Genomic DNA, 12,934 nt, shown 5'->3' on the forward strand with positions numbered 1-12,934 from the left:
GGCTCAGAAGTGTTCCTGCACGGCGTCGGGGTGCACCCGCACGTGCAGCAGGGCGGGGCCGGTGACCGGCAGCACCGCGTCGAACGCGGCGTCGGCACCGGCCTCGTCCGTCACCGTCCAGGACGGCACGCCCAGTGCCCGCGCCACCGCAGCGAGGTCGCGTTCGGGGAAGCGGGCCAGCGCCGGATCCACCCCGCGTGGGCGCAGCTTGCGCACCTCCGCCCCGTACGCCGCGTCGTCCAGGACGATCAGCAGCACCGCGGCGCCCGTACGGGCCAGCGTGTCCAGCTCACCCAGCCCGGTGAGCAGGCTCCCGTCGCCCTCGAACGCCACCACCGGCCGATCCGGACGACCCACCGCGGCGCCCACCGCGAACGGCAGCCCCACGCCGATGCTTCCGAAATCCCACGGGGCGATCAGCGCCCGGTCCACCGCTGGTGAGTCCAGCAGCAGGTTCGGCCAGCCGCCGAAGTGCCCCACCCCCACCACCGTGGTGCGGTGCCTCGGCAACCGCCGCGCGCACACCCGCAGGAACGCCCGTGGGTCGATTCGGTCGGCCGCCCGCAACGGGACCAGCCCGGCGAACGGGTCCGCCTCGGCCACCTCCCGCGCCAGCTCCGCCGAGCGCCACTGTGGCCGCGAGATCGGCGGCAGCGCGGCGGCCACCGCGGCGGCCACCGCCCCCGCGTCACCCACCACCTGGGCGTCCACCGGCCAACGGGCGCCCAGCGCCGCCGCGTCGATGTCGACACCCACCACCTCGGCCTGGGCGAACAGCCGGCCGTGGTCCGCGGTCCACCGGTTCAGCCCGGCCCCGAACGTCAGCACCAGGTCCGCCTCGCCCAGCACCCGCCGGGTCAGCGGCCGGGCCAGCCCACCGGCCACCCCCAGGCAGTACGGGTGGTCGGCGAAGACGCCCGCGCCCATCAGCGTGGTGGCCAGCACCGACCCGCTGCGGTCCGCCAACTCCCGTACCGCCGCCGCCGCAGCCTCCGCGCCCCGGCCGACCAGCACGACCGGCCGCTCCGCCTTCCGCAGCCGCTCCGCGAGCATCACCACGTCGTCCGGGTGCGGGGTCGGCGGCCCCGACGGGCGCGGCCGGACCACCGCGACGGGCGGCGGCACGTCCTGCGGGACGTCCTCGTCCTGCAGGTCCATCGGCACATTCAGCACGACCGGTCCACGGGCCGATTCGGCCAGCCGGAACGCCGCCGCGACGTCCCGGACCGCGCCCGCCGCGCCGACCACCGGCACCACGCGGCCCGCCGTCGCCAGGGCGAACGGCTGCTGCGGGAAGTTCTGCACGTGCCCCGGGTCGCCGGGCGGGGTGTCGCCCGCCACCAGCACCAGCGGGGTGCCCGCCTGGCGGGCGATCGTCAGCGCGGCGCCCGCCACCGCCAGCCCTGGCCCCTGGGTCACCGTGGCCACCGCGCACCGCCCGGTCGCGCGGGCGTACCCGTCGGCCATCATCACGGCGGCGTTCTCGTTGCGGGCCGCGACGAACCGCACGCCGTGCCGGTCCACCAGGTCGTTGACGAGGAACATGTTGGCGTCGCCCAGCAGGCCGAACACCGTGTCGACGCCGTGTGCGACAAGCGCGTCGGCCAGCAACTGGTACACCTTCACCGGCGCTGGCCCTTCGGGTAGGCGCCGGCCGGTCGCAACGCGACGCTCAACGCACCCAGGTACGAGTCGTTGGCGGCGGCCTCGAACCGCGGCCCGGCCAGGCGCGCGGCCCGCTTCGTCATGGACCGGCCCACCGGCGACACGGCCAGCAGCCGGTCGACCACCGCGTCACACGCCGGGCCCAGCTCGTCCGCCGGCACCGCCGCCGTGACCAGGTCGTGGCGCAGCATCTCGGCCGGGTCGATCCGGTCGCCCAGCAGCAGCCAGCGCTTCGCCCGGTCCGCGCCCACCAGGTCGGCCATGATCGCCATGCCGCTCCAGGTCAGCGGAATGCCGAAGGTGACCTCCGGGAACGTGAAGAAGCAGCTCTCCGCCGCCACGCGGACGTCCGCGGCCAGCCCGAGCACCGCGCCGGAGCCGATCGCCGGACCGTTGAACGCGGTCACCGTCGTCTGCTCCAACCGGTACCAGCGCTCCACCAGTTCGGCCGTACGGCGCTGCACGTGCATCGTGGCGGACGCGTCCAGGGTGGCCAGCTCGTCCAGGTCGGTGCCGGCGCAGAACGCCGACCCGGCGCCGGTGAGCACCACCACCTCCACCTCGGAGTCGCGGCCCACCTCGTGCAGCACGTCCTCGAACCGGGCCAGCATCGCCAGGTCGAAGCTGTTGCGCCGATGCGGCCGGTTCAGCGTGATCCGGGCCAGCCGGCCCGCTCGGTCGAGCAGCACGGAAGACCCGGAGGACGGTTCGGTGATCATGGTGACTCCGAGGTGAGTAGGGCGCGGTCCACCAGGGCGGCGGCGTGACCGACGTACGACAGCGGGTCCAGCAGCCCGGCGATGTCCTCGCCGGGCAGGGCGGCGGCGACCTGCGGGTCGGCGCGCAGCACGTCGGCGAACGGGCGGTCCTGCTCCAGGCTGTCGCGCACCACCCGCATCACCAGGTGGTGAGCCTCCTCGCGGCCCAGCGTGCCCGCCAGCCGCAGCATCACGGCCTCCGACAGCACCAGCCCGCCGGTGATGTCGAGGTTGGCGCGCATCCGGTCCGGATTGACGCCCAGGTCGCCGAACACCTCGACCAGGCGCTCCAGGGCGCCGCCGATGAGGATGAAGCACTCCGGCAGCAGCTTCCACAGCGTCATGCCGACGCCCATGTCCCGGTCGTCCTGCGCGACCATCGTCTGGAGGGCCAGCGGCACCTGCGCGCGCAGCGTGCCGGCCGCCGCGATCACCGCCTCGCAGCGGATCGGGTTGCGCTTGTGCGGCATCGTGCTGCTGCCCACCTGGGTCGCGCGCTGCGGCTCGTACGCCTCGCCGATCTCGGTGCGGCCCAGGAAGTACACCTCGCGGGCCAGCTTCTCGCCGCTGGCCGCCACCAGGCCCAGCACCATCAGGCACTCGGCGAACCGGTCCGAGGTGGCGTGCCACGGGGTGTCCGCCACACCCAGGCCCAGGTCCTCGGCGACGATCCGCTCCAGCGCGAACGCCTGCGGCCCGTACCCGGCCATCGTGCCCGCCGCCCCGCCCATGCTCGTCACGAGCAGTCGGGCGCGCAGTTCCCGGAGCCGGTCGCGGTGGCGCTGCAACTCGCTCTGCCACACCGCGCAGCGCAGCCCGAACGTCGTTGGCAGCGCCTGCTGGCCGTGCGTACGCGCCGGCATCGGGGTGCTGCGGTGCCGCAGCGCCAGCCGGCGCAGCAGCCGCACCAGCTCGTCGAGTTGGCGTCCGACGATGTCCAGGCCGGCGCGGGCACGCAGCACGAACCCGGTGTCCATGACGTCCTGTGTGGTGGCGCCCAGGTGCACGTACCGCCCCGCCTCGCCGGGGCACGCCGCGGTCAGGGCGCGCACCAACGGCACCAGCGGGTGCACGGTGTCCGCGGCGTCGGCGGTCAGCGCCGCCGTGTCCAGCTTCTCCAGCCGGGCCGTCGCCGTGATCGCCTCCGCGGCGGAGTGCGGGATGATCCCGAGTGACGCCTGACCGCGGGCCAGCGCGGCCTCCACGTCCAGCCAGGACTGCATGAGCTGCCGGTCGTTGAACACCCCCCGCATCTCGGCGTTGCCGAAGAAGCTGGTGACGGTCAGCGAGTCGAGGAAACAGGACCCCAGGTGCATCAGTTCTCCCCCTCGAACAGCGCCAGCGCGGCGCGCCGGTCGACCTTGCCGGACGGCAGCAGGGGCAGCCCGGCGACCGCGCGTACCCGTGTGGGCAGCTTGTGTCGGGCCAGCCGCCCGGCGGCGGCGGCGAGCACCACCTCGGGGTCGAGCCGGGCGTCGGGCGCGGCGACCAGCAGCGCGCCGACCTCCTCACCCCAGCGCGCCGACGGCACGCCGAGCACACACGCCTGGCCGACGGCGGCGTCGTCGAGCAACACGGCCTCCACCTCGGCCGGGCTGACGTTCTCGCCGCCTCGGATGATGAGCTCCTTGACCCGGCCGGTGAGCGTGAACACCCGCTCGGCGGTCAGCGCGCCGAGGTCGCCGGTGCGCAGCCAGCCGTCGTCGGTCAGGGCCGCGGCGGTGGCGTCGGGGTCGTCGACGTACCCGGCCGCGACCGACTCGCCGCGGACCAGCAGCTCACCCGGCTCGCCCGGCGGCACGGCGTGCCGGGTGCCGGGCCGCACCACGGCCGCTTCCAGGCCGGGCACGATCCGGCCGACGGTCAGGCCGACCGGGGCGCAGCTGCCGTCGCCCGGGTCGACGCTGATGGTCGGACCCGCCTCGGTCTGGCCGTAGACGACGGCGGCGCGGTCCAGGCCCAGCACGCGCACGGTGCGCTCACGCAGCGCGGGCGGGCACGGCGCGCCGCCGAGGAAGCCGACCCGTAGCGACGACAGGTCCCACCGGCCCGGCTCGCGCTCGACCCGGTCGGCGAGCATCGTGGCCATCGTCGGGACGGCCTGCACCACGGTGCAGCGGTGCCGCTCGATGAGGTCCAGCACGGTCTCCGAACGGAACCGCCGCGTCGACACCCAGAGCGCCCCGGTGACCAGGGCGAGCACGGCGCCGCTGCTCAGCCCGGCGGCGTGCGCCAGCGGCAGCGGTGAGGCGAGGATGTCGGCCGGGCGCAGCCCGGCCGCCTGGGTCGTCCACTGCGCGTTGCGCACCAGGTTGCGGGCGCTCAGCGCCACCATCTTGGCGGGGCCGGTGGAGCCGGAGGTGAACTGGATGTTCAGCACGGCATCGGCGTGACCGGTCGGTGCCGGTGCGGGGTCTGCCCAGCCGGTCAGCGCCGCGAGCGCGCCCCGACCGCCGTCGTCGTCGAGCGTGTGGATGCCGTCCGGCGCGTACGGCGTACCGGCCAGCGCGGCGGCCGCCTCGGCGGGCGCGTTCCGGTCGCGGATCCGCGCGGCCACGAACAGCCGGCGCGGCCGGGCCCGGGCCACCGCCTCGGCCAGCTCCGCCGCGGTGAGGCCCGGGTGCAGCGTGACCAGGGCGGCGCCGCGCCAGGCCGCCGCCGCGAGCAGCGTCAGCCAGGCGAGGCTGTTCTCCGACCACACCGCGATCCGGTCTCCGCGGCCGATCCCCTGGGCGGCCAGGACGGCGGCGCCCCGGCCCGCCAGCTCGGCGAACTCGGCGTGCGTGACCGGGCGGTCCAGTTCCGCGAACGCGTACAGCGGCCGGTCCGGGCACCGGGTCGCCCCGTCGAGCAGGACGGCGTCGAGAGCGAGGTGCGACACGGGTCAGTCCCGGGTGAGTAGCAGGTTGCCGTGCTCGTCGGCAGCGCCGCGCCAGCCGGCCCCGACGACGGTGGTGCTGCCGTTCTCGCGCACCACGGCCGGGCCGGTCACCGTGTCGCCGGGGGCCAGTTCGGCCCGTCGCCACACCGCGGCGTCCACCCAGCCGTCCAGCCCGTACAGCCGGGTTCGGCCCGGTTCGGCCCTGCCGGCGGACGGTGCGGCGAAGCGTACCTCGGGGCTGGGCCCGAACGCGGTGAGCCGACAGTTGACGATCTCCGCCGGGTGGCCGGTACGCACGTAGGCGTACCGCTCGGCGTACGCGTCGTGGAACGCCGCGACCAGGTCCTCGGCCCGGGCGGGCAGGTCGTCCACCGCGACGGCCAGGTCGTGGCTCTGCCCGCGGAAGCGCATGCCCACGGTCAGGGCGAACGACACCTGGTCGGCCTCGATGCCGTCCTCCGCCTTGAGTTGCGCCCGGGCGGCGTCCTGTAGCTCCGCGACGGCCTCGCGCGCCGCGGCCAGCCCCGGCTCGTCGGCGGCCACCAGGACGGTACGCACGTAGTCGTGCCGGGCGCGGGCCGTGACGAACCCCAGCGCCGAGAAGTTGCCCGGCACCGGCGGCACCAGCACCCGGCGGATGCCCAGCTCGTCGGCGAGCGCCGTGGCGTGCATCGGCCCGGCCCCGCCGAACGGCATCAGCACGAAGTCGCGCGGGTCGTGCCCGCGGGCCACGGAGATCTCCTTGATCGCGCTGGTCATCTTGATGGTGGCCAGCCGCAGGATGCCGTGTGCCAGCTCCATCTCGTCCAGCCCGAGCTGCCCGGCGAGCGCCGCCGCGGCAGCCGCCGCCGGCGTCCGGTCCAGCAGCACCTCGCCGCCCAGGCTCTCCTGCGGGTCGAGGTGCCCGACCAGCAGGTGGGCGTCGGTGGTGGTCGGCTCGGTGCCGCCACGGCCGTAGCAGGCCGGGCCGGGCGTGGAGCCCGCGCTGCGCGGCCCGATCCGCAGCTCGCCGCCGAGGTCGCGCCAGGCGATGGAACCGCCGCCCGCCCCGATCGTGTTGATCTCCACCTGGAAGGTGCGGTTCGGGTACCCGGCGATCGTCCCGTCGCTGGTCATCAGCGGCGAGCCGCCCTTGATCAGGCAGACGTCGGTGCTGGTGCCGCCGATGTCGCAGGTGATCACGTTCGAGTGTCCGGCCAGGCCCGCCACGTGGACGGCGGCCGCGACACCGCCCGCCGGGCCGGAGAGCGCCAGGTTGATCGGCAGGCGGCTGGCCTCGTCGGTGGAGACGACGCCGCCGCTGCTGGTCATGATGGACAGCGGGTGCACATACCCGGCGTTGGCCAGGGCGGTGCCGAGCCCGCGCAGGTAGTCGGCGACGGCGCCGCGGACGCTGGCGTTGAGCACCGTCGTGGCGAACCGCTCGTACTCGCCCTGCTCCGGCACGACATCGGAGGAGACCGTGCAGACCAGGTTCGGGTGGCGTTCGGCGAGCCGCTGCGCCGCTGCCCGCTCGTGGGCGGGGTTGCGGTACGAGTGCAGCAGGCAGACCGCGACGGCTCCCGGCCCGGCGGCTGCCACCCGGTCCAGCACCTCGTCGAGGTGGCCCGCGTCGAGTGGTTCGGTGACCGAGCCGTCGGCGGCGACCCGCTCGCGCAGCGCGTGCCGCAGCGAGCGGGGCGCCAGCGACGGGCGGGCCGCCTCCTTGACGCTGTAGAGCTGCGGGCGGTGCCCGAGGCCCATCTCCAGTACGTCGCGGAAGCCGGCGGTGGTGACCACGCTGACCGGGTCGCCGGAGCCCTCCAACAACGCGTTCGTCACCCGCGTGGTGCCGTGCACGAAGCGGTCCACCGTGTCCAGCGAGACGCCGAGCTTGGCGAGTCCTTCGAAGATCGCGGCCGCGGGGTCGTGCGGCGTCGACAGCGTCTTCGCCTCGGCGAGCCGTGCGGTGGCCGGCTCGTAGACGATCACGTCGGTGAACGTGCCGCCGATATCGACGCCGATGCAGAGCATGCGGGGGGTGCCTTTCGTGGGAGGGGGACCGTCAGAAGGTGACGCCGTAGCGGCGCAGCGTGGTACGCGTGACGGTCCGCAAGATCCAGTCGAAGAGGTAGCCGAGCAGGCCGAGGGCGAGGATGCCCACGAAGACCCACTCGGTCTTGGCGTAGTTGCGGGCGGTCCAGATCAGCGAACCCAGCCCGCTCTGCGCCGCGACGATCTCCGCGGAGACGATCGTCAGGAACGAGTTGCCCATGGCGAGCCGAGCGCCGGTGACGACGTGCGGCACTGTGGACGGCAGCACCACCGACACGAGGCTCTGCAGCGGCGAGGCGCCCAGGGCGCGGGCCGCCCGCAGTCGCAGATCGTCGACGGCCAGCACCCCGGCCAGGGTGTTGAGCGCGACGATGAAGACGGTGGTGTAGAAGATCAGCGCGACCTTGGACGCCTCGCCCGGGCCGAGCCAGATGATCGCCAGCGTGACGAAGGCGATCGGTGGCACGAACCGGAAGAACTGGATGTACGGGTCGAGCATCAGTCGCAGCCAGGGGATGCACCCCATGAGCAGCCCCACCGGCACGCCGATCACGACGCCGAGCGCCCAGCCGGTCAGGATGCGGGTCGACGAGGCGCTGATCGAGGCCCACAGGGTGCCGTCGCGGATTAGGTCGACCGCGCCGTTCCAGGTCAGCATCGGCGACGGCAGGAAGAACGCCGTGTAGTTGCGGCTCACCAGGTCCCAGACGGCGATGCCGAGGGCCACCGAGAGCACCGACAGCCCGACCCGTGTCAGCTGGGGTCGCATGGTTCGCCGGCGTGCCGAGTGGCGCGGCCCGACGGGGGTGGGCGCCGGGTCCGTACGCACGTCGACGGTCATCGTCCCGCCCCTTTCTGGTCGCCGGTCGGCCGGCCGTCGTGCCCGTCGTCGAGCCCCTGGGCCCGCAGGGTCCGGGCCACCTCCTCGCCGATGTCCTCGCGCAGCTGCCGGAACAGGGCGGCGCTGGCCGGGTCGGTGAGGTCACGCGGCCGGGGCAGGTCGCACGGGTACACGTTCTTGATGGCGGCGGCGGGGCCGGCGGTCATGGTGACGATGCGGTCGCTGAGCAGGATCGCCTCGCCGATGTCGTGGGTGACGAACAGGATGGTGGCGCCGGTGTCGCGCCAGATCCGGTCCAGCTCGACCTGCATGACCAGCCGGGTCTGGGCGTCCAGCGCCCCGAACGGCTCGTCCATGAGGATGACGGAGGGCTCGTTGGCGAGCACGCGGGCGAGTTGCGCCCGCTGCCGCATGCCGCCGGAGAGCTGGCTGGGGAACCGGTCGGCGCTGTGGCTGAGCCCGACCATCGCCAGGTAACGGTCCTCGACGGCGGTGCGCTTCGCCTTCGGCATGTTCCGCATCCGGGGGCCGAACGCGACGTTCTGCCGGACGGTCAGCCAGGGGAACAGCGCCTCCGCGCTCTGGAACACCACGCCGCGCGCCACGTCCGGCCCGGTGACCGGAGCGCCGCCGCAGGAGACCTCGCCGCTGGCCGGGGTGACGAACCCGGCGACCGCGTTGAGCAGGGTGGACTTGCCGCAGCCGGAGGGCCCGAGCAGGCAGATGAACTCGCCCGCCGCGATGTCGAGTGTCGCGCCACGCACCGCGTCGAAATCGCCGAAGCGGATGTCGACGTCGCGAAGGGAGACGGGGGCCCCGCCCCGGCCGGTCGAGGACGACCGGCCGGTCGGGGACGCCGTACGCGTGCCGTGGGGCGTCACGCCACGCCCCTGACCATCACCGTCGCAGGGTCAGCGGCCTTCTCCACGATCTTGCTGTCCTGCTGGAACTTGGCGATCTCGGTGTAGCGCTGGAGGTCCTCGTCGGTGAAGTCGCGGACCTTGCACTCCACGCCCTGCAGGAGGTTCTGGGCCTCGGCCGCCGGGACCTTGATCGCCTTCTCGGTGACCGCGCCGGCCTTGGCGGCGTCGGCGGTGAGCTGCTCGCACGCCTTGCCGACGGTGTCGACGACCTTCTTGGCGGCGTCCTTGTTCGCCTCGTACCAGGCGCCGTCGACGCCGATCACGAGGTTGTAGACGTAGCCGATGTCGCCGCTGGTGAGCAGCACCTTGCCGCCGTTCGCCACACCGCGCGACGGCCACGGCTCCCACATGATGTAGCCGTCGACGTCGCCGCGCTGCAGCAGCGCCGGCATCTCGGCGGGGGAGGCCTTGACGAACTCGACGGCGTCACGGCTGATGCCCTTGGCCGCGAGGACCTTGTTGGTGGCGTACTCGTTGACGGTGCCGGGCACGACGCCGTACTTCTTGATGGCGGCGACGTCGTTGATGCCGGAGCGGGCGACGAGCTTGATGAAGCTGGGCGACTGGGAGAAGACGGCCAGGCCCTTGATGTCGCCCCGGGTGGCCCGGTTGAGCAGGCTGGACTCGGTGCTGGCGGTGACCTGGCCCTGCTTGGCCAGGATCGCGTCCAGGCCGCCGGTGCCCTCCTGGAACTGGGTCACCGTCACGTTGACGCCGGCCGCGGCGAACAGCTTGTCCTGGTCGGCCAGGTAGATGGGGGAGTACGCCGGGTCGACGCCCACCCCGAAGGTGACATTGGCGGACGGTGCGGTGGCGGCGCCACCGGCCTCGTCGGCCGTCTGGTTCTCGGCGCACGCGGCGCCGGAGACCGTTATCAGCAGAGCCGCGGCCGCTACCCGCAACGTTCGCATCTTCATGGCTACCTCAGTCTCCGACTGGCTCATATGGTGGTCCGTGTTGCTCAATGTGGGACGGTACTGTGCGGCCGCGCACACCGTCAAGGGATCACGGCCCGCTGACCAGGGGTTGGACACAATCCCCCTCACGATCGAGGTTGCTCATGACCCCCAGCACGGGCCCCAAAGTGCCCGATGACCGTTTCTGCCCCGCCGCGTTACGCCGCTGGCGGCACACCGTCGAGCGGCGGTGGGTCAGCGGCGACGCGTTGCTCTACGCCCTCGGCGTCGGCGCCGGGCAGCGCGACCCCGCCGCCGAGTTGCGCTTCACCACCGAGAACTCCGCCGGCCACCCGCACGCGGTCCTACCGACGTTCGCGGCCCTGCTCGCCGCCGATCCGCCCCCGCTCGGCGACCCGGCGGCCGTCCGCCACGCCGAACAGTCCCTGTGGCTGCACCGCGAACTGCCCTCCGCCGGTTTTGCCCGCGTCACCGCCGCCGTCACCGCCGTGTACGACCAGGGCAGCGGCGCCCTGGTCCGCGTCGTCTCCCGGATCCGTGACGTCCAGGGCCGCCCGTTCGCCACCGCCGTCGCCGGCTTCTTCGTCATCGGCGCCGGCGGCTTCGGCGACGACCGGGCACCCGCGCCCGCCTGGCTGGCCCCCACCGGGCCGCCCGACCACGAGATCCGCTACCCGGTGCCCGCCGACCAGGCCCTGCTCTACCGGCTCAGCGGTGACCGGAATCCGCTGCACAGCGATCCGACGGTCGCCGAACGTGCCGGTCTGCCCCGGCCGCTGCTGCACGGGCTCTGCACGTACGGCTACGCGGGGCGTGCGCTGCTGCACACGGTGGCCGGATCGGACCCGGCCCGGCTGCGTCGCGTCGACGCGCGCTTCACCGCACCAGTGTATCCGGGCGACACCCTGACGATCCGCGTCTGGCGCCACCGCCACGGTGCCGCCTTCCAGGCCGTGGACGGCGCCGGCCAGGTCGTCCTCGACCGGGGCGTCGCCCGGGTGCGGCCACCCTCGGCTGAGTCCTGAGAGCGCATCCGGGCGCTCCGCTGGAAGCTGAGCGGCGGGGCCCGCTCTACCGGAGCACCTGGGCGGCCGGCCTCCAGGACGACTGGCCGATGGGCATGTCGGCCATCCAGATCTCGGCCAGGTCGGCGAGCGGGACGTCGAGGGCCTGGCTGAGGCACACCACGGTGCCGAACGCCGGCGCGGGAAGGCGGCCCGCCTCGATCTTGCGCAGCGTCTCGGGGGAGATGCCGGCTGCCAACGCCACCTCGACGAGGCTACGGCCGCCGCGCGCGGCCCGGAGGGCGGCTCCGAGGCGCTGGCCCGCGGCGATCTGTTCGGCGGTGAGGGGTTGGCGAACCATGCCACCAGGATAGTCCCTCCGGAGCGCCGCCGATCTGGCGTGGTATAAAAATACCGCTTACGGAGAGGGAGGCTGTCGTGATCGAGCTCAAGTCCGCCGAAGAGATCCGCCGGATGGCGGTGGCCGGCCAGTTCGTCGGCGAACTGCTTGCCGAGCTGAGCGGTGTCGCCGCGGTCGGCGTCAACCTGATGGATCTCGAACACCACGCCCGCCGCCGGATCGCCGGACGCGGCGCCGAATCCTGCTACTGGGACTACGCCCCGTCGTTCGGTCGGGGCCCGTTCCGCAACGTGCTGTGCCTGTCGGTCAACGACGCGGTGCTGCACGGCCTGCCGCACGACTACGTCCTGCGAGACGGTGACCTACTCAGCATCGACATGGCGGTCGGCATCGACGGCTGGGTCGCCGACTCCGCGCTGTCGGTCATCGTCGGCACCCCCGACCCGGCCGACGAGAAGCTGATCGAGGCCACCGAGGTCGCACTGGAGGCCGGCATCGCCGCCGCCCAGCCCGGCGGCCGCCTCGGCGACATCTCCGCCGCGATCGGCGAGGTCGCCCGCTCCTACGGCTACGGCGTCAACGCCGAGTTCGGCGGCCACGGCATCGGCCGCACCATGCACGAGGCACCGCACGTCTCCAACGACGGCCGCCCCCGTCGTGGCCTGAAACTCGACCCCGGCCTCACCATCGCCATCGAGCCCTGGTTCTGTCGTTCCACCAACAAGATCAAGTTTGACGAGGACGGCTGGACGATCCGCTCCGCCGACGGGTCCCGCACCGCCCACTCCGAGCACACCGTCGCCATCACGGCTTCCGGCCCCCAGGTCCTGACTCGCCGCCCCACGCAGGGCACCACCGCGACCGACCCCACCAACCGGTCCGCCGCGACCTCCTGACCCCGCCGTCTCGGGGGCTGGGCTCAGCTGACCGGGGCGGCGGCCGGCGGCACGGGCAGCACCGATCCGTAGCCGGCCTCGATGATCCGACGCGTCGTCTCGGCGTAGGCGTCCGGACCGACGGGTGCGAAGGTGCCGAGGCCGTCGACGTACCTGTTGAACATGCAGAACGCGGCGGCGATCAGGACGGTGTCGTGGATTTCCAGGTCGGTGGCGCCCTCGGCGCGGGCGTTGGCGACCAGTTCGGTGGTGACGTTGCGGCCGCTGATCTGGACCGCGCCGGCGATGCGCAACAGTGCCCGCAGTTTGGCCGAGATCGGGGCGGTGTCGAGGTCGGCGCGTACCTGGTCGACGAGGGTCATGCCCTCGTCCAGTTGCGCCGCGGCGAACGCCGAGTGTGACGCGCAGCAGAAGGTGCACTCGTTGCGCCCGGAGACGTACGCGGCGATCAGTTCCCGCTCGCCGGCCGGGAGCGAGTGCGGTGCGCGCAGCAGCACCTCGGCCAGTTCGTTGAGCGGCTTCGCCGTCTCCGGGCGGTACCGCATGGGGCCGGTGATGCCGGGAAACTGCTTCTCGTCGACCCCGAGATCGATGTGCGCCATGGTCGTCAACCCTCTCCGCCGTACGCGGTGGGCCCAGCCGGACGACGCCTCC

The 12,934-nt window shown here is 73.6% G+C and carries 12 protein-coding genes; 2 read left to right on the top strand and 10 right to left on the bottom strand.

Going from position 1 to position 12,934, the window contains the following annotated elements:
* Positions 1-3: 3 nt before the first annotated feature.
* The 8 genes from ABZ780_RS02000 to ABZ780_RS02035 are packed head-to-tail and all read right to left on the bottom strand — an operon-like array spanning position 4 to position 10,019.
* Positions 4-1,626 carry a thiamine pyrophosphate-binding protein gene (locus tag ABZ780_RS02000; protein WP_357483184.1) on the bottom strand — a complete coding sequence of 541 codons (1,623 nt, stop codon included), beginning with the start codon at positions 1,624-1,626 and terminating at the stop codon, positions 4-6.
* The gene (locus ABZ780_RS02005; protein WP_357483187.1) at positions 1,623-2,384 is read right to left on the bottom strand and encodes an enoyl-CoA hydratase/isomerase family protein; all 762 of its coding nucleotides are present in this window, start codon (positions 2,382-2,384) and stop codon (positions 1,623-1,625) included. The genes ABZ780_RS02000 and ABZ780_RS02005 overlap by 4 nt, the downstream gene beginning before the upstream one ends.
* A complete protein-coding gene (gene purB / locus ABZ780_RS02010; RefSeq protein ID WP_357483191.1) occupies positions 2,381-3,739 on the bottom strand; it encodes an adenylosuccinate lyase in 1,359 nt (452 codons plus the stop codon). Before purB ends, ABZ780_RS02005 begins: the two co-directional genes overlap by 4 nt.
* The gene (locus tag ABZ780_RS02015; protein WP_357483193.1) at positions 3,739-5,304 is read right to left on the bottom strand and encodes a class I adenylate-forming enzyme family protein; all 1,566 of its coding nucleotides are present in this window, start codon (positions 5,302-5,304) and stop codon (positions 3,739-3,741) included. The genes purB and ABZ780_RS02015 overlap by 1 nt, the downstream gene beginning before the upstream one ends.
* Before the next feature lie 3 nt (positions 5,305-5,307).
* Positions 5,308-7,317: a hydantoinase/oxoprolinase family protein gene (locus ABZ780_RS02020; RefSeq protein WP_357483196.1), complete on the bottom strand. Its 2,010-nt coding sequence runs from the start codon at positions 7,315-7,317 to the stop codon at positions 5,308-5,310.
* Positions 7,318-7,348: 31 nt separating this feature from the next.
* Positions 7,349-8,179 carry an ABC transporter permease gene (locus tag ABZ780_RS02025; protein WP_357483199.1) on the bottom strand — a complete coding sequence of 277 codons (831 nt, stop codon included), beginning with the start codon at positions 8,177-8,179 and terminating at the stop codon, positions 7,349-7,351.
* A complete protein-coding gene (locus ABZ780_RS02030) occupies positions 8,176-9,060 on the bottom strand; it encodes an ABC transporter ATP-binding protein (protein ID WP_357483202.1) in 885 nt (294 codons plus the stop codon). Before ABZ780_RS02030 ends, ABZ780_RS02025 begins: the two co-directional genes overlap by 4 nt.
* Complete coding sequence (locus tag ABZ780_RS02035; RefSeq protein ID WP_356999348.1) at positions 9,057-10,019, bottom strand: ABC transporter substrate-binding protein; 963 nt, start codon at positions 10,017-10,019, stop codon at positions 9,057-9,059. The genes ABZ780_RS02030 and ABZ780_RS02035 overlap by 4 nt, the downstream gene beginning before the upstream one ends.
* Before the next feature lie 143 nt (positions 10,020-10,162).
* Between ABZ780_RS02035 and ABZ780_RS02040 the strand changes: the two genes are divergently transcribed.
* Positions 10,163-11,044, top strand: coding sequence for a MaoC/PaaZ C-terminal domain-containing protein (locus ABZ780_RS02040; protein WP_357483204.1), 882 nt, complete (start codon positions 10,163-10,165; stop codon positions 11,042-11,044).
* 46 nt (positions 11,045-11,090) lie between these two features.
* Here ABZ780_RS02040 and ABZ780_RS02045 read toward each other — a convergent pair whose 3' ends face one another.
* Entirely contained in the window at positions 11,091-11,384 is a 294-nt protein-coding gene (locus ABZ780_RS02045) for a helix-turn-helix transcriptional regulator (RefSeq protein WP_356999354.1), read from the bottom strand.
* A gap of 77 nt (positions 11,385-11,461) precedes the next feature.
* On the opposite strand from ABZ780_RS02045, the gene map reads away from it, so the two are divergent.
* On the top strand, positions 11,462-12,280 hold the full coding sequence (map, locus tag ABZ780_RS02050) for a type I methionyl aminopeptidase (RefSeq protein WP_357483206.1): 819 nt from the start codon (positions 11,462-11,464) through the stop codon (positions 12,278-12,280).
* 23 nt (positions 12,281-12,303) lie between these two features.
* On the opposite strand, the gene ABZ780_RS02055 is transcribed toward map, so the two are convergent.
* On the bottom strand, positions 12,304-12,882 hold the full coding sequence (locus ABZ780_RS02055) for a carboxymuconolactone decarboxylase family protein (RefSeq protein ID WP_356999360.1): 579 nt from the start codon (positions 12,880-12,882) through the stop codon (positions 12,304-12,306).
* Positions 12,883-12,934: the final 52 nt, after the last annotated feature.

This window comes from Micromonospora sp. NPDC047467 (assembly GCF_040643095.1).
Classification (GTDB): domain Bacteria; phylum Actinomycetota; class Actinomycetes; order Mycobacteriales; family Micromonosporaceae; genus Micromonospora.

Excerpts from the sequence above, each read along its gene's own strand:
- ABZ780_RS02005 (WP_357483187.1), bottom strand. The coding sequence starts at position 2,384 with ATGATCACCGAACCGTCCTCCGGGTCTTCCGTGCTGCTCGACCGAGCG.
- purB (WP_357483191.1), bottom strand. The coding sequence starts at position 3,739 with ATGCACCTGGGGTCCTGTTTCCTCGACTCGCTGACCGTCACCAGCTTC.
- ABZ780_RS02020 (WP_357483196.1), bottom strand. The coding sequence starts at position 7,317 with ATGCTCTGCATCGGCGTCGATATCGGCGGCACGTTCACCGACGTGATC.
- ABZ780_RS02025 (WP_357483199.1), bottom strand. The coding sequence starts at position 8,179 with ATGACCGTCGACGTGCGTACGGACCCGGCGCCCACCCCCGTCGGGCCG.
- ABZ780_RS02035 (WP_356999348.1), bottom strand. The coding sequence starts at position 10,019 with ATGAAGATGCGAACGTTGCGGGTAGCGGCCGCGGCTCTGCTGATAACG.
- ABZ780_RS02040 (WP_357483204.1), top strand. The coding sequence starts at position 10,163 with ATGACCCCCAGCACGGGCCCCAAAGTGCCCGATGACCGTTTCTGCCCC.
- ABZ780_RS02045 (WP_356999354.1), bottom strand. The coding sequence starts at position 11,384 with ATGGTTCGCCAACCCCTCACCGCCGAACAGATCGCCGCGGGCCAGCGC.
- ABZ780_RS02055 (WP_356999360.1), bottom strand. The coding sequence starts at position 12,882 with ATGGCGCACATCGATCTCGGGGTCGACGAGAAGCAGTTTCCCGGCATC.